At 61.5% G+C, this 18,129-nt stretch carries 20 protein-coding genes and 1 pseudogene; 13 read left to right on the top strand and 8 right to left on the bottom strand.

Features of this window, described 5'->3' with window-relative positions:
- Positions 1-209 (top strand): annotated as a pseudogene (locus ACTJLA_RS03240) (hypothetical protein); the annotation flags it as partial.
- Between the two features lie 192 nt (positions 210-401).
- Here ACTJLA_RS03240 and hemH read toward each other — a convergent pair.
- Together hemH and ACTJLA_RS03250 are read right to left on the bottom strand one after the other, a co-directional pair.
- A complete protein-coding gene (gene hemH / locus ACTJLA_RS03245) occupies positions 402-1,427 on the bottom strand; it encodes a ferrochelatase (RefSeq protein ID WP_034128066.1) in 1,026 nt (341 codons plus the stop codon).
- A gap of 14 nt (positions 1,428-1,441) precedes the next feature.
- Positions 1,442-2,341: a TIGR01777 family oxidoreductase gene (locus ACTJLA_RS03250; protein ID WP_054896874.1), complete on the bottom strand. Its 900-nt coding sequence runs from the start codon at positions 2,339-2,341 to the stop codon at positions 1,442-1,444.
- Positions 2,342-2,553: 212 nt separating this feature from the next.
- On the opposite strand from ACTJLA_RS03250, the gene ACTJLA_RS03255 reads away from it, so the two are divergent.
- The 12 genes from ACTJLA_RS03255 (at position 2,554) to ACTJLA_RS03310 (ending at position 12,543) form a co-directional block, all read left to right on the top strand.
- Positions 2,554-3,540, top strand: coding sequence for an NAD(P)/FAD-dependent oxidoreductase (locus ACTJLA_RS03255; protein WP_034128068.1), 987 nt, complete (start codon positions 2,554-2,556; stop codon positions 3,538-3,540).
- Positions 3,537-3,752, top strand: a complete 216-nt coding sequence (locus ACTJLA_RS03260; protein ID WP_054896873.1) for a TIGR02450 family Trp-rich protein — start codon at positions 3,537-3,539, stop codon at positions 3,750-3,752. Before ACTJLA_RS03255 ends, ACTJLA_RS03260 begins: the two co-directional genes overlap by 4 nt.
- Before the next feature lie 112 nt (positions 3,753-3,864).
- Entirely contained in the window at positions 3,865-4,824 is a 960-nt protein-coding gene (locus tag ACTJLA_RS03265; RefSeq protein WP_054922531.1) for a YbgA family protein, read from the top strand.
- Positions 4,825-4,827: 3 nt separating this feature from the next.
- Positions 4,828-5,757, top strand: coding sequence for a MerR family transcriptional regulator (locus tag ACTJLA_RS03270; RefSeq protein WP_034128070.1), 930 nt, complete (start codon positions 4,828-4,830; stop codon positions 5,755-5,757).
- Positions 5,758-7,200 carry a deoxyribodipyrimidine photo-lyase gene (gene phrB, locus ACTJLA_RS03275; protein ID WP_057977386.1) on the top strand — a complete coding sequence of 481 codons (1,443 nt, stop codon included), beginning with the start codon at positions 5,758-5,760 and terminating at the stop codon, positions 7,198-7,200.
- Positions 7,193-7,615 (top strand): nuclear transport factor 2 family protein, encoded by a 423-nt coding sequence (locus tag ACTJLA_RS03280; RefSeq protein ID WP_057977388.1) that lies wholly within the window; start codon positions 7,193-7,195, stop codon positions 7,613-7,615. Before phrB ends, ACTJLA_RS03280 begins: the two co-directional genes overlap by 8 nt.
- Positions 7,612-8,394 carry an SDR family NAD(P)-dependent oxidoreductase gene (locus ACTJLA_RS03285; RefSeq protein WP_054922540.1) on the top strand — a complete coding sequence of 261 codons (783 nt, stop codon included), beginning with the start codon at positions 7,612-7,614 and terminating at the stop codon, positions 8,392-8,394. Before ACTJLA_RS03280 ends, ACTJLA_RS03285 begins: the two co-directional genes overlap by 4 nt.
- Positions 8,391-9,638 carry an NAD(P)/FAD-dependent oxidoreductase gene (locus ACTJLA_RS03290; protein WP_314550826.1) on the top strand — a complete coding sequence of 416 codons (1,248 nt, stop codon included), beginning with the start codon at positions 8,391-8,393 and terminating at the stop codon, positions 9,636-9,638. Before ACTJLA_RS03285 ends, ACTJLA_RS03290 begins: the two co-directional genes overlap by 4 nt.
- A complete protein-coding gene (locus tag ACTJLA_RS03295; protein ID WP_054922544.1) occupies positions 9,635-10,444 on the top strand; it encodes a DUF1365 domain-containing protein in 810 nt (269 codons plus the stop codon). The genes ACTJLA_RS03290 and ACTJLA_RS03295 overlap by 4 nt, the downstream gene beginning before the upstream one ends.
- Positions 10,431-11,702 (top strand): SAM-dependent methyltransferase, encoded by a 1,272-nt coding sequence (locus tag ACTJLA_RS03300; RefSeq protein ID WP_054896866.1) that lies wholly within the window; start codon positions 10,431-10,433, stop codon positions 11,700-11,702. The genes ACTJLA_RS03295 and ACTJLA_RS03300 overlap by 14 nt, the downstream gene beginning before the upstream one ends.
- Entirely contained in the window at positions 11,695-12,186 is a 492-nt protein-coding gene (locus ACTJLA_RS03305; protein WP_057977391.1) for a DUF2878 domain-containing protein, read from the top strand. The genes ACTJLA_RS03300 and ACTJLA_RS03305 overlap by 8 nt, the downstream gene beginning before the upstream one ends.
- A gap of 54 nt (positions 12,187-12,240) precedes the next feature.
- Positions 12,241-12,543 carry a YkgJ family cysteine cluster protein gene (locus ACTJLA_RS03310; protein WP_054922553.1) on the top strand — a complete coding sequence of 101 codons (303 nt, stop codon included), beginning with the start codon at positions 12,241-12,243 and terminating at the stop codon, positions 12,541-12,543.
- A gap of 108 nt (positions 12,544-12,651) precedes the next feature.
- Here ACTJLA_RS03310 and ACTJLA_RS03315 read toward each other — a convergent pair whose 3' ends face one another.
- From ACTJLA_RS03315 to hemA, 6 genes are all read right to left on the bottom strand, one after another.
- Positions 12,652-13,170 carry an acyloxyacyl hydrolase gene (locus tag ACTJLA_RS03315; protein ID WP_014716838.1) on the bottom strand — a complete coding sequence of 173 codons (519 nt, stop codon included), beginning with the start codon at positions 13,168-13,170 and terminating at the stop codon, positions 12,652-12,654.
- A 111-nt stretch (positions 13,171-13,281) separates the two neighbouring features.
- Complete coding sequence (gene murI, locus ACTJLA_RS03320; protein ID WP_034128078.1) at positions 13,282-14,076, bottom strand: glutamate racemase; 795 nt, start codon at positions 14,074-14,076, stop codon at positions 13,282-13,284.
- Positions 14,069-14,824, bottom strand: coding sequence for a molybdopterin-synthase adenylyltransferase MoeB (locus ACTJLA_RS03325; protein ID WP_034128079.1), 756 nt, complete (start codon positions 14,822-14,824; stop codon positions 14,069-14,071). The genes murI and ACTJLA_RS03325 overlap by 8 nt, the downstream gene beginning before the upstream one ends.
- Complete coding sequence (gene prmC, locus ACTJLA_RS03330; protein ID WP_034128080.1) at positions 14,818-15,648, bottom strand: peptide chain release factor N(5)-glutamine methyltransferase; 831 nt, start codon at positions 15,646-15,648, stop codon at positions 14,818-14,820. Before prmC ends, ACTJLA_RS03325 begins: the two co-directional genes overlap by 7 nt.
- Positions 15,649-16,731, bottom strand: coding sequence for a peptide chain release factor 1 (prfA, locus tag ACTJLA_RS03335; RefSeq protein ID WP_440840641.1), 1,083 nt, complete (start codon positions 16,729-16,731; stop codon positions 15,649-15,651). It lies immediately after the preceding gene.
- On the bottom strand, positions 16,728-18,017 hold the full coding sequence (hemA, locus tag ACTJLA_RS03340) for a glutamyl-tRNA reductase (RefSeq protein ID WP_003188356.1): 1,290 nt from the start codon (positions 18,015-18,017) through the stop codon (positions 16,728-16,730). Before hemA ends, prfA begins: the two co-directional genes overlap by 4 nt.
- Positions 18,018-18,129: the final 112 nt, after the last annotated feature.

Raw genomic sequence — 18,129 nt, forward strand, 5'->3', positions numbered from 1 at the left:
CGAACGCAGGCTTGAATTCGTGGGTAACCCGGCAGGACGCCGGGTTAGCCGCCCCGCGCCATGGATGGCGCGTGGCGGCGACCCACGGATTCAAGCCTGCGTTCGGGCACACCGAGCCTAGGCGAGGTGCCGAGTGGTGGGGCAAGAGCCCTTTGGTTACTTTGGGCTGGGCCGGCATTCCGGCTCTTTTCCAAAGTGACCCGCTGTAAAAGCGGAACCCTAAGCAGCCGTTACCGCAGGAATGGATATGTACACAATCCAACTGTGTTGACTGCCATGCCGCCTTCGCGAGCAAGCCCGCTCCCACAATTGGTCCGCGGGGGGGCAAGTAGGGAAGCGTCGCGGTTAGGCCGCCATCGCAGGCAAGCCAGCTCCCACAATTGGATCACCGCAGGGCTCGATTACAAGGCAACCGGCGCTCGTTCGCACAGGGTATTAAGCGCTGCCGCCCACTGCGGCTCGTCATTCAGGCAAGGCACCAACACCAGCTCCTCGCCCCCCGCTTCACGAAATTGCTCGCGACCGCGATCGCCAATTTCCTCCAACGTTTCAATACAGTCGGCGACGAACGCCGGGCACATCACCAGCAGCTTCTTCACGCCTTGCTGGGCCAATGCCTCAAGGCGTGCCTCGGTGTAGGGTTCGATCCACTTGGCCCGGCCCAGGCGGGACTGGAACGCCACCGACCATTTGCCCTCCGGTAAACCCAGCCGCTCGGCCACATCCCGCGCCACGCTGAAGCACTGCGCGCGGTAACAGGTGGCAAGCACTTCAGGGGATGCGTTCTTGCAGCAGTCGGCATCCTTGAAGCAGTGCTGGCCCGTGGGGTCGAGCTTGGTCAGATGACGCTCAGGCAAGCCATGGAAACTGAGCAGCAAGTGATCGTAATCCTGCTCCACATAAGAGCGCACACTCGCCGCCAGCGCATCGAGGTACTCAGGCTGATCGTAGAACGGTTGCAGGATCGAAAACTGCACATTCAGTTGCTTGTCGCGCACCACTCGCTTGGCTTCCTCTATCACCGTGGTGACGGTGCTGTCGGCAAACTGCGGGTACAACGGCGCCAGTGTGATTTTTTGAATACCCTGGGCGGCCAGGCGTGTCAGGACCGTTTCCAGGGACGGCTCGCCGTAACGCATCGCCAATTCCACCGGGCCCTGGGTCCACTGCGCGGTCATCTGCTGCTGCAGGCGGCGGCTCAGCACCACCAACGGCGAACCCTCGTCCCACCAGATCGACGCATAGGCATGGGCCGATTGCTCGGGGCGCTTGATCAGGATCAGCGATACCAGCAAGCGCCGCACCGGCCACGGCAAGTCGATCACATAAGGGTCCATCAGGAACTGATTGAGGTAGCTGCGCACATCGGCCACTGAAGTGGACTTTGGCGAACCCAGGTTGACCAGTAACAACGCGTGATCGGTCATGCAACATCCTATCTTTAGAGGCGGCTGGACAAGTCGTCCAGAGCCGCACGCAACTCAGTGAACTGGAAAGTGAAACCTGCGGCCTGCAGCCGTTCAGGCAAAGCCTTTTGCCCGCCCAGCAACAAGCCGGACAACTCACCCAGGCCAACCTTCAACGCAAATGCCGGCATCGGCATGAACGCCGGGCGGTGCAGCACCTGGCCCAGGGTCTTGGCAAATTCGCGGTTGCGCACCGGGTGCGGCGCGCAGGCATTATAAGGACCGTTGGCGTCTTGCTTGTGCAGAAGAAAATCAATCAGGGCGATTTGATCCTTGATATGCACCCAGGGCATCCACTGCCGTCCATTGCCAATCGGCCCGCCCAGCGCCAGTTTGAACGGCAGCAGCAGGCGCGACAAAAAGCCGCCCTCGGCAGACAGCACCAACCCCGTACGCACCAGCACCACGCGAATGCCCAAGGCTTCGGCACGCTGGGCGGTTTCCTCCCAGGCGATACACAACTGGCTGGGGAAGTCATCCAGCACCGGGCCGCTGGCTTCGGTCAGTTCGCGCTCGCCGCCGTCGCCGTACCAACCCACCGCAGAGCCGGAGATCAGCACCGCCGGTTTTTGTTCCAGGCTTTCCATCCAGGCCAGCAAGGTTTCGGTGAGGTGAATGCGACTGTTCCACAGCAATGCCTTGCGCTTATGGGTCCAAGGCCGGTCCGCGATAGGCGCGCCTGCCAGGTTGACCACCGCGTCCACCGTGCCAATCACCTCTTGTAGGCGAGCCACTCCGAGCACCTGCGCACCGCACACCCGGGCGACCGTTTCCGGTTGCCGGCTCCACACCGTCAGGCGGTGGCCTTGCGCGAGCCAGTGCTTGCAGAGTTGACGGCCGATCAAGCCGGTACCGCCGGTCAGCAAAATATGCATGGGACTCTCCTCATGTAACGTTCGCCGCCGCTCACTGGTCTATTTTATAAGCAGGGATCAATTTGATAATTGAGCGTGACGGGGGTTCAAGCCTTAGCTTAACCATAGGTCACGCCACACAATCAGGCACGCCAAAACTTATACCAAAAAACAATATTGTACAGCTATTGGTGTCGGCGTAGTCTGTACCCAACGGTAAAACGAGGCCTCCCATGACTGTTCCCATCGCGATCATTGGTACCGGCATCGCCGGTCTCTCCGCCGCCCGAGCGTTACAAGACGCTGGGCATGCAGTGCATCTCTTCGATAAAAGCCGCGGCAGCGGTGGCCGCATGTCCAGCAAGCGCAGCGACGCCGGCGCGCTGGATATGGGCGCGCAATACTTCACCGCTCGCGACCGGCGCTTCGTCAACGAAGTGCAGCGCTGGCAAAGCAACGGCTGGGCCGAGCAGTGGAAGCCCCAGTTGTATAACTTCAAGTCCGGGCAATTGACGCCCTCCCCCGATGAGCAGATCCGCTGGGTGGGCACGCCGCGCATGAGCGCCATCACTCGCGCCCTGCTCGACGACTTGCCGGTGGAGTTCGGTTGCCGCATCACCGAAGTCTTCCAGGGCACGCAGCACTGGAACCTGCTCGACGCGGACGGCGGCAATCACGGCCCTTTCAGTCACGTGATCATTGCCACGCCGGCGCCCCAAGCCACCGCCCTGCTGGCCGCCGCGCCCAAGCTGGCGAGCGCCGCCGCCGGGGTAAAAATGGACCCTACCTGGGCCATCGCCCTGGCGTTCGACAAGCCCCTGGATACGCCGATGGAGGGCTGCTTCGTGCAAGACAGCCCCCTCGACTGGCTGGCGCGCAACCGCAGCAAGCCCGGGCGCGATACCACCCTCGACACCTGGGTGCTGCACGCCACCAGCGCCTGGAGCAAGGCCCACCTGGACCTGCCCAAGGAAGCGGTGATCGAACACCTGCACGGCGCCTTTGCCGAATTGCTGCACAGCGCCATGCCTGCGCCGTCGTTCAGCCTGGCGCACCGTTGGCTCTACGCGCGCCCATCGAGCAGCCATGAATTCGGCGTGCTGGCCGACGCCGACCTGGGCCTGTTCGTCTGTGGTGACTGGTGCCTCTCCGGCCGGGTGGAAGGTGCCTGGTTGAGTGGCCAGGAAGCGGCGCGACGCTTGATCGAGCACTTGCAATGAACCGCATCAACCCCGCCAAACTGCTGCTGTCAAAATGGACGGCAGCTCATCCCCGCCACAAGGAAAAACACTTCCTGGTCACCGAATTGTTCCGTGACGACGAGGGCACGGTGCTGGACATCGAACTGCAGGCCATCCTTACTCGGCGCGCCGAACGCCTGCCCTGGCAGACCCTGAAAAACGCTGAGGACTGGACAATCGGCTGGAAATAAAGCGGCGGCACAACCCTGTACAAAATATTTGACTTGTACAACATCGAGCCTATGATGAGATTTAGTTGTACAAGATTTGTAGCTTGTACAGGATTCTTGCAGAGGTTTGCTTATGTCCAGCCGTGTGAAACCGAAGATCGCCATCAGCGCCTGCCTTCTGGGTGAGAACGTGCGCTTCAATGGCGGTCATAAACAGTCCCTGCTATGCAGTCAGACCCTCAGTGACTATTTCGATTTCGTCCCGTTGTGCCCTGAAGTTGCCATCGGCCTGGGCATTCCTCGGCAAGCGATCCGCCTGGTCGGGGACCCCAACCACCCGCAGGCCGTGGGCAGCGTAAACCCTGCGCTCAATGTCACTCAGCCACTGGATGATTACGGCCAGCAAATGGCCCGGGAACATACCGACCTGTGCGGCTACATCTTCATGCAAAAGTCACCGTCCTGCGGCCTGGAGCGGGTCAAGGTGTACCGCGACAACGGCACGCCCGTCGACGGTGGCGGGCGCGGCATTTACGCCCAGGCGTTTTGTGCTCGACACCCCAACCTGCCGGTGGAGGAAGACGGTCGCCTGAACGACCCGGTGCTGCGGGAAAACTTCCTCACCCGCGTATTCGTGTACGCCAGTTGGCAGCAACTGTTGGCCGACGGCCTTACCCGTCACCGCTTGCTGACGTTTCACTCGCGCTACAAGTACCTGCTGATGGCACACAGCCCGGCGCATTACAAAAGCCTGGGCCACTTGCTCGGCAGCATGGGCAAGGGCATTGACCTGCAAGCTTTGGCCGACGGCTATTTCAGCGAACTGATGGCGGGCCTGAAAAAATGCGCGACTCGCGGTACCCATACCAATGTGCTGCAACACATCAGTGGCTATCTCAAGCAAGCCATCAGTGCCGATGACAAACAGGAAATGCAGACCGTCATCGGCCAATACCGCCACGGCATCGTGCCACTGGTGGTGCCGCTGACCCTGCTCAAACACCACTTTCGCCAACATCCGGACCGCTACATCGCGCAGCAGGCCTACCTGCAACCGCACCCGGAAAACCTCAGCCTGCGTAATGCGATCTAACCCATGAAACCTGCCCTGCTCGACGAACCCGGCGAAGACCTCGCCCTGGCCCTGGAAAACGGCTGGCTGCCGATCCGCGAGGTGGCGCGCCAGACCGGCGTGAATGCGGTGACGCTGCGCGCGTGGGAGCGCCGCTACGGCCTCATCGTGCCCCAGCGCACGCCCAAAGGGCATCGGTTGTTCAGCGCCGAACATGTGCAACGCATCCAGGCCATCCTCACCTGGCTCAATCGCGGCGTGCCGGTCAGCCAGGTCAAAGGGCTGATCGACTCCGCCCAAGGTAGCCCGGAGCCGATGGAAAACGAGTGGCAGAGCCTGCGCCAGCATTTGGTGAGTGCCATCAGTGAACTGGCCGAGCGCCGGGTCGATGACGCCTTCAACCAGGCCATGGCGCTTTACCCGCCACGCACCTTGTGCGAGCAATTGATGCTACCGCTGCTCAACGAGCTGGAACAACGCTGGCAGGGCCAGTTCGGCGCGCAGATGGAGCGGGTGTTCTTCCTGTCCTGGCTGCGCAGCAAGTTTGGCGCACGGATCTATCACAACAATCGTCAACTCCACGGCGCGCCCCTGTTGCTGGTCAATCATTCCGACCTGCCCCTGGAACCGCACCTGTGGCTCAGCGCCTGGCTGGCCAGCAGTGCCGATTGCCCGGTGGAAGTATTCGATTGGCCACTGCCTGTCGGCGAACTGGCCCTGGCGGTGGAACACCTGCAACCCCGTGCGGTGCTGCTGTACTCAAGCAAGGCGTTGCAAGTGTCGGCACTCAGCAAACTGCTGGGCGGCATCCATTGCCCAACGGTGATTGCCGGACCAACGGTGTGCATCCACCACGCCGAGTTGGGCGTATTAACCCAGGACATCCCTGAGTTGTTCGTGGCCGAGGACCTGTTGGCGGCCCATCAATTATTGATCCAGCGTGGAATTGTCTAAATGCATCTGATCTGGCTGCGCACCGACTTGCGCCTGCACGACAACACTGCCCTGGCGGCCGCGTGCCAGCGCGGCCCCGTCGCGGCTGTTTACCTGATCACGCCCGAGCAATGGCAGGCGCATGATGACGCGCCGTGCAAAGTCGATTTCTGGCTGCGCAACTTGCAGCACCTGAGCCAGGCACTGGGCAACCTCAACATTCCGCTGTTAATCCGCCACGCCGCGACCTGGGACCAGGCGCCGACGGTACTGAGCCAACTGTGCCGCGAGCTGTCGGTGGAGTCGGTACACGTCAACGAGGAATATGGCGTTCACGAGAGCCGCCGCGACCGCGCCGTGGCCCAGGCCCTGGAAGCTGACGGCGTGACCTTCCACAGCTACCTGGACCAACTGTTTTTCCAGCCGGGTAGTGTGCTGACCAAGACCGGCACCTACTTCCAGGTGTTCAGCCAGTTCCGCAAGGTCTGCTACAGCCGCCTGCACAGCGCCCTGCCCCGCGTGGTGCCGACGCCAAAGGCCCAGGCCGAGCCTGGCGTGAAAAGCGACCCTGTGCCAACGGCAGTCGAAGGGTTCCCGACACCCAGCGAAACCTTGCGTGCCCTCTGGCCCGCTGGCGAAGACGAGGCGCGCCGTCGCCTCGATGCCTTCGCTGATCAGCAGATCAGCTATTACAAGGACGAACGCGACTTCCCGGCCAAGCCCGGCACCAGTCAGCTTTCTGCCTACCTGGCCGCCGGAGTGGTTTCGCCGCGCCAGTGCTTGCACGCCGCGCTGCAAACCAACCAGGGCGAGTTCGAAAGCGGCGACATCGGCGCCATCACCTGGATCAACGAGCTGCTGTGGCGCGAGTTCTACAAGCACATCCTGGTCGGCTACCCACGGGTTTCCCGCCACCGCGCGTTTCGCCCGGAAACCGAAGCGCTGGCCTGGCGCAAGGCGCCCGAAGACCTGGCCGCCTGGCAACAGGCGCGCACCGGCTTGCCGATCATCGACGCGGCCATGCGCCAACTGCTGGAAACCGGCTGGATGCACAACCGCCTGCGCATGGTGGTGGCGATGTTCCTGACCAAAAACCTGCTGATCGACTGGCGCGAGGGCGAGCGCTTCTTTATGCGCCACCTGATCGACGGTGATCTGGCGGCCAACAACGGCGGCTGGCAATGGAGTTCGTCCACGGGCACCGACTCGGCGCCGTATTTCCGGATATTCAGCCCGCTGAGCCAATCGGAAAAATTCGACGGTGACGGCGTGTTCATCAAACGCTGGCTCCCGGAACTGGCCGCGCTGAATAAAAAACAAGTGCACAACCCCGAAGCGGCTGGGGGCCTGTTCGGCGTGGCGGATTACCCGCGTGCCATCGTCGATTTGAAACAGTCTCGCGAGCGCGCCTTGGCCGCATTTCGCCGGCTGCCTTCGCGTCAGGAGATGGCCGAACATGAGTGACTTCCTGCACCAGTTTGCCCACACCTTCGCCACGCTGGACAAGCACAACCTGCACCTGCTCGGCCGCCTGTACAGCGAGGACACCGCCTTTGCCGACCCCCTGCATGAAGTCCAGGGCCTGCCAGCGTTGCGGCGTTACTTTGCCGACTTGTACAGCAACGTCAGCGAGCTGCATTTTGACTTCCACGGCTTCGATACCGTGGCCGAAGGCGAGGGCTACCTGCGCTGGACTATGCGTTTTCGTCACCCACGCCTGGCCGGTGGGCAGGTGATCGAGGTGCCAGGCTGTTCCCATTTGTTGTGGCACGACAAGGTTTACCGCCATCGCGACTATTTCGATGCCGGCGCCCTGCTCTATGAACATGTCCCCCTACTGGGTCGCGTTATTCGTTGGCTGAAAAGGAGAATGGGATGAGCCTTACACCGCCCCGTCGTTATTGGCTGACCGGCGCCAGCAGTGGTATCGGTGCGGCGCTGGCCGTGGAGTTGCTCGAGAGCGGCGCCCAAGTGGCCCTGAGTTCCCGCACCCAAGGCCCGCTGGATGCCCTCGCCCTTCGATATCCAGGCCAGGTTCTGGTGGTGGCCGGCGACCTGACCAACAGCCAGACCGTGCGCGAGATCGGCGAGCGTATCAGCGAGGTCTGGGGTTCGCTGGACACGGTGATCCTCAACGCCGGCACTTGTGAATACGTCGACGCCCGGCAATTTGACGCCTCGATCATCGAGCACGTGGTGCGTACCAATCTGCTGGCCAGCAGTTATTGCATCGAGGCCGCGCTGCCACTGTTGCGCGCAGGGCGCACCCCGCACCTGGTGGGCGTGGCCAGTGCCGTGACCTACCTGCCCATGCCCCGCGCCGAAGCCTACGGCGCGTCCAAGGCCGGCCTGCGTTACTTGTTCGAATCCCTGCGTATCGGCCTATCGCCGGAAAACATCGATGTCACGGTGATCAGCCCAGGCTTCGTCGACACGCCGCTGACCGAGCGCAATGATTTCCCGATGCCCCTGAGCTGGCCGGCCGACAAAGCCGCGAAACACATTTTCGCCAAGCTGGAAAAACGCCCGCTGGAAATCGCCTTTCCGGCACTGTTCATTGCCACCTTGTGGCCGCTGTCGAAGCTGCCCAACCGCGCGCAACTGATCATCGGCAAACGCATGCTGCGCAGCCCGCCACCGAAGAAGGACGACCTGTGAAGATCGCCATTATCGGCAGCGGCATCGCCGGGCTGACCAGCGCCTACCTGCTCAGCCGTCGCCACGACATTACGCTGTTCGAGGCCAATGACTGCATTGGCGGGCATACACACACGGCCAACGTGACGGTCGACGGCAAAAACTATGCGGTGGACACGGGCTTCATTGTGTTCAACGACTGGACCTACCCGAACTTCATCCGTCTGCTGGAGCAGATCGGGGTCAGGTTCAAACCCACCGAGATGAGTTTTTCGGTGTGCGACCAAAGCACAGGCTTCGAGTACAACGGCAACAACCTCAACAGCCTGTTTGCCCAGCGCCGCAATATTCTGTCGCCGGGGTTCTGGGGCATGTTGCGCGATATCCTGCGCTTCAATCGCCAGGCGCCCCTGGACTTGCAAGAGCAGCGCATCAGCGCCGACATGACCCTGGGCGATTACCTCACCGCTGGCGGCTATGGCCCCAGGTTTATCCGGCATTACATCGTGCCGATGGGCGCTGCCATCTGGTCGATGTCCCTGGCCGATATGCTCAAGTTTCCGCTGCAGTTTTTTGTGCGCTTCTTCAAGAACCACGGCTTGCTCTCGGTGAGCAACCGCCCGCAATGGTGTGTGATCGAGGGCGGCTCCAGCTGTTATATCGAGCCGCTGACCCGCAGCTTTCGCGAACAGATACGGCTCAACTGCCCTGTGCATAAGGTGCAACGCAGCGACGAAGGTGTAGTTATCCACAGCCCGGCCGGCAGCGAAACCTTCGACCGCGTGGTATTCGCCTGCCACAGCGATCAGGCCCTGGCCTTGCTCGATGACCCCAGCCAGGCCGAACAGCAGATCCTCGGCGCCCTGCCCTACGCCGAAAACGACGTGGTGCTGCACACCGACACACGCCTGCTGCCCGACCGCAAACTGGCCTGGGCCAGCTGGAACTATCGGCTGACGGGCAACGTGCAACAACAGGCCGCCGTCACCTATGACATGAACATCCTGCAAGGCATCGACAGCGCCATTACCTTTTGCGTCAGCCTCAATCAGACGCCGATGATCAACCCGCTGAAGATCCTGGCGCGCTACACCTACGCCCATCCGCAATACAGCCTGGCCGCAGTCGCCGCACAGGCACGCTGGGAAGAATTGAACGGCGTGCGCAATACCTTTTACTGCGGGGCCTACTGGGCCAACGGCTTTCACGAAGACGGCGTGGTCAGCGCTCTGCGCGTGGCCCAGGCGTTTGGGGAAACCCTGTGAACAGCGCCTTGTACAGCGGCTGGATCGCCCATCGCCGGTTTACGCCCAAAGCCCACGCCTTTCGCTACCGCATCGGCCTGTTGTACCTGGACCTCAGTGAAGAGGATGAAGTACTGGGGCTCTCGCCGCTGGCCGGCACGGGTCGCCTGGCGCCTTTCGGTTTCCGCCAGCAGGATTACCTGCGTGAATTCACGCGCCACGGCATGAGCCTGAGCGATGCCGTGCGCCAGGAAGTCGGCAAGGCCCTGGGGCAAACACCCCAGGGCGCTATCTGCCTGCTGACCCAGGCCCGCAGTTGGGGCCTGGCTTTTAACCCGGTGAGTTTCTTCTACTGCTTCGAGGCTGACGGGCAACTGGCCGCGATCCTGTGTGAAGTGACCAACACCCCATGGCGCGAGCGCTATCACTACGTGCTGCCCGCCCAGGCACTGGGCGCCGATGAGCACCAGCATTTCGCCGTGGCCAAGGCCTTCCATGTGTCGCCGTTTTTGCCTCGCGAGCTGGAATACCGCATGAGTTTCAGCCAGCCCGCCGCCAGGCTCGGCGTGCATATGGCCGATTGGCAGGGCACGCAAAAAGTCTTCGACGCCACCTTGAGCCTGGAAAAACAGGCACTGAGCCGCGCCAGCCTGCATCGCTATTTGCGGCGCTTTCCCTGGATGACCGCCAAGACCGGCCTTGCGATCTACTGGCAAGCCTTGCGCCTGCTGCTCAAACGCACTCCGATTTTTTCCCACCAGGCCGCCGATGGCGCCTCTCGCACCGCAGTCGGGTATACCAAGGATCGCCACCATGAAATCCCCTAGCTTATCGGTCAAGGCTAACCGCCTGAACGTCAACGGCATGACCGCTGCGCTATTGCGCAAAGGCGTGTTGCGCCAGCTCAGCCAATTGCGCCATGGCCAGTTGGTCATCATCGAGGATGGCGAGCGGCAAGTCTTCGGCGCACGGGAAGCGCACCTACTGGGCGAGATCCAGATTCTCGACGCGGCAGTATGGGGGCTGGTGGCGGCCAATGGCTCGATCGGCGCCGGCGAAGCGTTTATCCATGGTTACTGGACCAGCCCCGACCTCACCGCCGTCGTGCGGGTGATGGTCAGCAACCTGGAGGTGCTCGACGCCATGGAAGGTGGCCTGGCACGCCTGGCGCGGCCGTTCACTCAGGGCCTGCACTGGCTCAACCGCAACACACGCAAAGGCTCGCAAAAAAACATCGCCGCCCATTACGACTTGGGCAACGACCTGTTCGAAGAATTTCTCGACCCCACCATGATGTACTCGGCCGCGCAATTCCTGACCCCCGATGACACCCTGGAACAGGCACAACTGAACAAATTAGCGCGCATCTGCCAGAAACTGGCGCTCAAGCCCAGCGACCATCTGCTGGAAATCGGTACCGGCTGGGGCAGCATGGCGTTGTATGCGGCGCAGCATTACGGCTGCCGGGTCACCACCACGACCCTGTCCAAGGAACAGTTCGCCTACACCGCGCAGCGTATCCAGGCGGCGGGCCTGCAAGATCGTGTGACCGTGCTGCTGAGCGATTACCGCGACCTCACCGGTGAGTACGACAAGCTGGTGTCGATCGAAATGATTGAAGCGGTGGGCCATCGTTTCCTGCCCACCTATTTCAAACAATGTGCCCAGCTGCTCAAGCCCGACGGCCTGATGCTGCTGCAAGCCATCACTATTCGTGAACAACGCTTTGAGCAGGCCAAACGCAGCGTCGACTTTATCCAGCGCTACATCTTCCCTGGTGGCGCGCTGCCCTGTGTACAAAACATGCTGCAGATCGTCAGCCGTGACACCGACATGAACCTGCTGCACATGGAAGACTTCGGCCTGCACTACGCCCGCACCCTGCGCCTGTGGCATGAAAACTTTCGCCGCGCCCATGGCCGTCTTGCCGAACTCGGTTATGACGAATACTTCCTGCGCCTGTGGGAGTTTTACCTGTGCTACTGCGAAGGTGGCTTTATGGAGCGCACCATCGGCACCGCGCAGTTGCTGCTGGCCAAACCGGCGGCCATCAATCCGCCGCTGCTTGGGCGTTTCAGTGCTTAAATCCCTGGCCAACACCGTGCTGTTTCAGTGCGGCTGGTTTGCCTGCGTGCTCGGCGGCGATAGCCGTTGGCTGCTGATCGGCATCGCGGTACTGGGCGCACACTTGCTGTGGATAAGCTCTTGGGCAAGAGAGGGGCAAGTGATTCTGGCCGTGACGGTGCTGGGAACACTGGTCGATACGGCACTGCGTGGGCTCGGCGTGTTTGAGTTCAATACGCCGGGGCCACTGATTCCGCTGTGGCTGATACTGTTATGGGCCTTGCTGGCCACCACCTTGCGCCATTGCCTGGCCTGGAGCGCACGGCCCTGGTGGCTCGCCAGCCTGCTAGGCGCGGTGGGCGGGCCGTTGTCTTATTACGCCGGCAGTCAATTGGCAGGCGTGAGTTTTGCGTACGGCACCGCCCCAACACTGATCGGCCTGGCGCTGTTATGGGCCATGCTCTTTCCGCTGTTACACGGGGTTGCGCAGAGGCTGGAACACTGACGCCCGTCCGAGCATTCATACGCATCTGACGCACTTGCCTTACACTGCGCGCCTATGACCAACATCCCTCACATTCAAATCACCGAACCCGTCACGTGCTCGACGTGCGCGGCTTGTTGCTGCCAGCTGGAAGTCATGCTGATCACCGACACCGGCGTGCCACAACGCTTTATCGATACCGACGATTGGGGGGGTGAGGTGATGATGCGCCTGGACGACGGCTGGTGCGCAGCGCTGGACCGCGACACGATGATGTGCACGATCTATGAGCTTCGGCCGTTGATTTGCCGGGAGTTCGAGATGGGGGCGCCGGAATGCCTTGAAGAGCGTGAAGGCATTACCACGGCCTACCGCTGATTCTGTAGGAGCGAGCTTGCTCGCGAAAAACCTGAGAACGCCGCGTTAAACCTGATTCGCTGCGTTATCGTTGAGGTTCTTCGCGAGCAAGCTCGCTCCTACAGTGCATTACAGCGGCATGGTGTAGTGCAGCGAGTAACTCTCTACACCATCGTTATTGCTGCTGATGCCGGCGTTGGAATAATGCGTGGCACGAATGCCCACTTCATGCCCGCCGTTGAACCGCAGGCCGAAACCCAGGCGGTCTTCGAACTGGAAGGACTGGCCGATGTTGTTGTCTTCCAGCCGAGTGCGAGAGAACAACGCCACGCCGATACCGGCTTCGATGTAGGGTTTGACCGACTCGCCGGCAAACTCATACACAAACACCGGCGAGAACGACAGGCTGCTGGCGCCCGCACGATCATCCCCTTCCCAATAGGTATAGGCGCCGCTCCAGTAGCCGGTCAGTCGGCCGACATTGCTCTGCATCCAGCTCTTGTCCCAATCGGAGGTCAGGCCCAGGCGGTAGGTCAGCGTCGAATCGCTGGTGCTCCCCAAGCCGAACTCCAGGCCGGCGGCCTGGGCTGAAACAGAGTGTCCCAACATAGCGGCCGCAATCGCAGCCAAACAGAACAAGCGCTTCATGTGAAACATCCTTTGCAAACGAGATAATTGGGTTGTGTACAGGCTAACGGGCTATAGAAGCCGACGCATAGCCAGAAGTTCAGCTTTTTTCAGGCTGATTTCACGAAATTTTCACGAGCCAAAGCTTCGCACAACTCCAGGATGTTTCCAAAGTGTCGGTAGGATGTTTCTTAGGTGACACAGATCGCCGCTGGTCCAGAACTGTGCAGGTTCAGGTTCGCCAATGGCCAGCAGGTCGCGCTCACCCAGCAAGCGCTTGAGCTGGCGCGCCACGGCGGCGCCGGTATCAATGAGGATGATGCTGGGGGGCAGCATCTGCGCCAGGAGTGGCTTGAGGAAGGGATAATGAGTGCAACCCAGGATGATGGTGTCGCAACCGGCGCTAAGCAGCGGCTCAATATAGCCTTGCAGCAGGGAGTGCAAGGCGGGGCTGTTGAGGTCGCCGGCTTCAATCAGCTCCACTAGGCCCGGGCACGGCTGCGTAATCACCCGCACATCGGTGGCAAAACGGTCGAGCAAGGCGGCGAACTTGGCGCTTTGCAGTGTGCCCGTAGTGGCGAGCACACCCACCACACCACTGCGCGTGGCCGCGGCAGCAGGTTTGACCGCAGGCTCCATGCCTACCAGCGGCCAGTCGGGGTAGTCCTGGCGCAAATCGGCCACCGCGGCGACCGTCGCCGTGTTGCAGGCAATCACAAAGGCCTTGGCGCCCCGCTCGCGGAAAAACTCAGCGACCGAGCGAGAACGTTCAAGAATGAACGCCGGCGTTTTCTCACCATAGGGAATGTGCCCGCAGTCCGCCACGTACAGCAGTGACTCGTGGGGCAACAACTGCTGGATTTCTTCCAGCACCGTCAGGCCGCCGATACCGGAATCGAACACACCAACAGGCGCGCCCTTAACCATGCTTTGCCCCGCAGACGCTGCAGCCTGGGTCACGCTTGACGCGCAACTCGCGAAAACGCGTGGTCAGCGCATCGATCAACAACAGGCGCCCTACCAACGACTCACCAAAACCGGCCAGCAGCTTCAAGGCTTCCAGCGCTTGCAGGCTGCCAACCACACCGACCAACGGCCCGACAACGCCGGCTTCGCTGCAGGTCAGTTCAGTGTCGCTGCCGTGCCCATACAAACAGTGGTAGCAGGGACTGTCAGCGCGGCGGGGGTCGAATACCGACAATTGCCCCTCAAGGCGAATGGCCGCGCCACTGACCAACGGTTTGCCGGCGGCAACGCAGGCTACGTTGACCGCCTCGCGGGTAGAGAAGTTATCGCTGCAATCGAGCACCAGATCCACTGCGTTGACCGCAGCAGCCAGCGAGTCGGCATCCAGCGCAGCACGATGGGCGACCAGGGCGACTTCAGGGTTGATCGCTCTCAGGCGCCCCATGGCCGAATCGACCTTGGTCTGCCCCACGCTGTTAGTGTCATGGATGATCTGGCGTTGCAGGTTGGTCAAATCGACCGTATCGAAATCCGCCAGGTGCAATTCGCCCACCCCAGCAGCGGCCAGGTAAAGCGCCACCGGAGCGCCCAGGCCACCCAGGCCGACGATCAACGCGCGGCTCTGTTTCAGGCGTAATTGACCATCAATGTCGACATGCTGCAACAGAATCTGCCGGCTATAGCGCAACAGCTCCTGGTCGGTCAGCACGGGCGGCGCCCCAAGGTGATGCGTTCGTGACCGCCGAGGTCGATGCGACTGTGTACGCCGTCAAAGCCTTGGTTGAGTAACAAATCGCGCACGACCTGGGCCTGGTCGTAACCGTGTTCGAGCAACAGCCAGCCGCCGTCGTTCAGGTGAGCAGGAGACTTTGCAATGATGAGGCGCAAATCGTCCAGGCCATCGTGCCCCGCCACCAGCGCACTGGCCGGTTCGAAGCGCACATCGCCGGCCACCAGGTGCGGGTCATTGTCGGCAATGTAGGGCGGGTTGCTGATGATCAGGTCGAAGCGCTGGCCTTGCAGGGCGCTGAACCAGTGGCTGTTGAGCACCGTGGCGTTAGTGAGGTGCAGGCGTTGACGATTGCGCTCGGCCAGGGCCACGGCCTCCAGCACACGGTCGACCGCCGTGACCTGCCAGGCCGGACGTTCGCTGGCCAAGGCCAAGGCGATGGCGCCGCTACCGGTGCCCAGGTCCAGGACCTGGGCGGGCGTGGCGGGCAGCAATTCCAGGGCAGCTTCCACCAGCAACTCAGTTTCCGGGCGGGGGATCAAAGTGTGCGGTGCTACTTCCAGGTCGAGTTTCCAGAAGCCTTGCTGGCCGAGGATATAGGCCACCGGCTCGCCGCTGCGGCGGCGCTGCAGGTAGCCGGAAAAGGTCAGCGCGTCTTCGCTGCTGACGATCTTTTCCGGCCAGGTATGCAGGTAGCTGCGCGATTTGCCCAGGGCAGCGGCCAGCAGCAACTCCACGTCCAGGCGCGCCGTCGGCGAGTCGGGCAGGTCAGCGGCGCGCAGCAGGCTGGCGATGATGGTCATTTAGTCACCTATCGCTGCCAGTTGGTCGGCCTGGTATTCGGCGAGCAAAGGCTCGATCACCGCATCCACGCCCCCGGCGAGAATTTCGTCGAGGGAATACAGGGTGAGGTTGACCCGATGGTCCGTGACCCGGCCCTGGGCAAAGTTGTAGGTACGGATACGCTCGGAGCGGTCGCCGGAGCCCACCAGCAGCTTGCGTTCGCTGGCAATTGCATTGGCCGCGGCGCTGGTCTGCTGGTCGTTCAACTTGGCCGACAACCAGGACATGGCCCGCGCACGGTTCTTGTGCTGGGAACGTTCTTCCTGGCACTCCACCACAATGCCCGACGGCAAGTGTGTGATACGGATCGCCGAGTCGGTCTTGTTAACGTGCTGGCCACCCGCGCCGGATGAGCGGTAAGTGTCCACGCGCAAATCCGCCGGGTTGATCTCGATGGCTTCCTGTTCGTCCGGCTCAGGCAACACGGCGACGGTGCACGCCGAGGTGTGGATGCGGCCCTGGGATTCCGTCGCAGGCACCCGCTGTACGCGGTGCGCACCGGATTCGAACTTCAGCTTGCCGTAGACATTGTCACCTTCAACCCGGGCGATGACTTCTTTATAACCGCCGTGCTCGCCCTCGTTCTCGGAGAGGATCTCCACGCGCCAGCCGCGACGCTCGGCATAGCGCGAATACATGCGGAACAGGTCACCGGAAAAAATCGCCGCCTCGTCGCCACCGGTACCAGCGCGGATTTCGAGGAAAACGTTGCGTCCGTCGTTAGGGTCCTTGGGCAGCAACATGCGTTGCAGGTCACCCTCAAGCTCAGCGAGTTTTTCCTTGGCTTCGCGGACTTCTTCCACGGCCATTTCGCGCATGTCCGGGTCGCTGTCCTTGAGCAGGGCCTGGGCGCCTTCGAAGTCGGCCTGGACTTTCAGCAGGTGTTTATAAGTGGCCACAATGGGCTCAACTTCGGCGTATTCCTTGGAATAAGCACGGAATTTGGTTTGATCGGAAATGACCTCGCCATCGCCGAGCAAGGCGGTCAGTTCTTCGAAACGGTCCTGGAGCACGTCCAGTTTATTGAGCAGTGACGCTTTCATTGCGGTTTTTTATCCGAAGAGCTGTCTGACGCGCCCTCACCGAGGGCAAAGAGTTCCTGGGCCATGGCCAGCGCATCGAGGCGGCCTTCGGCGGTAAGCTTTTTCAACTGGACGCTAGGAGCGTGGAGCAGTTTGTTGGTCAGGCCACGGGCCAATTGCATCAGCACTTCCTCGGCGCCGCTGCCGTTGGCCAGCATGCGCTGGGCCTTGAGCAACTCTTCATCACGCAGGCGTTCACCCTGCTGACGATACGCCTTGAGCACATCCACTGCCGCCAGCTCACGCAGGCGCACCATGAAATCTTCGGCGCCGGTGCTGACCATTTCCTCGGCGGCCTGGGCGGCACCCTGACGACTCTTGAGGTTTTCAGCGACCACTTCATGCAGATCGTCGACGCTATAAAGGTAAACGTCGTCCAACTCGCCGACTTCGGGCTCGATATCCCGTGGAACGGCGATATCTACCATGAAGATCGGCTTGTGCTTGCGCAGCTTCAACGCGCTCTCGACCGCGCCCTTGCCCAGAATCGGCAATTGGCTGGCGGTGGAACTGATGACGATATCACTGCGCACCAGTTCAGCGGGAATGTCCGACAGCAGCACCGCATGGGCACCGAACTGCTCGGCCAGAATGCTGGCGCGCTCCAGGGTGCGGTTGGCGACCACGATGCGCTTCACGCCAAGATCGTGCAGGTGACGGGCCACCAGGGTGATGGTTTCACCAGCGCCGATCAGCAGGGCCTGGCTGCGCTGCAAGTCGCTGAAAATCTGCTTGGCCAGGCTCACTGCGGCAAAGGCCACGGACACCGGGTTTTCGCCGATGGCCGTATCGGTACGCACTTGCTTGGCGGAATTAAAGGTGGCCTGGAACAGGCGGCCCAGCAATGGGCCGACGGTGCCGGCCTCACGCGCCACGGCGTAGGCAGACTTCATCTGGCCGAGAATCTGCGGTTCACCCAACACCAGCGAGTCGAGACCGGCCGCCACGCGCATCATGTGACGAACTGCCGCATCCTCTTCATGCACATAAGCGCTGGCACGCAGGTCATCGAGGCTCAAATGGTGATAATCGGCCAGCCAGCGCAGCACCACATCCGCCGAGAGATGTTCCTGCTCTATATAGAGCTCGCTGCGATTGCAGGTCGAAAGGATCGCAGCTTCGCGGCTGTCGGTAAGTCGGCAGAGCTGCTGCAAGGCCTCAACCAACTGCTCTGGCGTAAACGCCACGCGCTCGCGCACGTCTACGGAGGCAGTCTTGTGGTTAATACCGAGTGCGAGGAAGGCCATTCAATATCGCTGATGATGTCGGGAAGCCGACAATTGTCCTACTTCGAAAGATTCAGAACAACCACCGTCGTCTATTGTCCCTATACCTTATGCCTATCAATGCACTTTTGCA

The sequence above is a fragment of the Pseudomonas sp. 22072 genome (genome assembly GCF_052046095.1).
Lineage (GTDB): Bacteria > Pseudomonadota > Gammaproteobacteria > Pseudomonadales > Pseudomonadaceae > Aquipseudomonas > Aquipseudomonas paracarnis.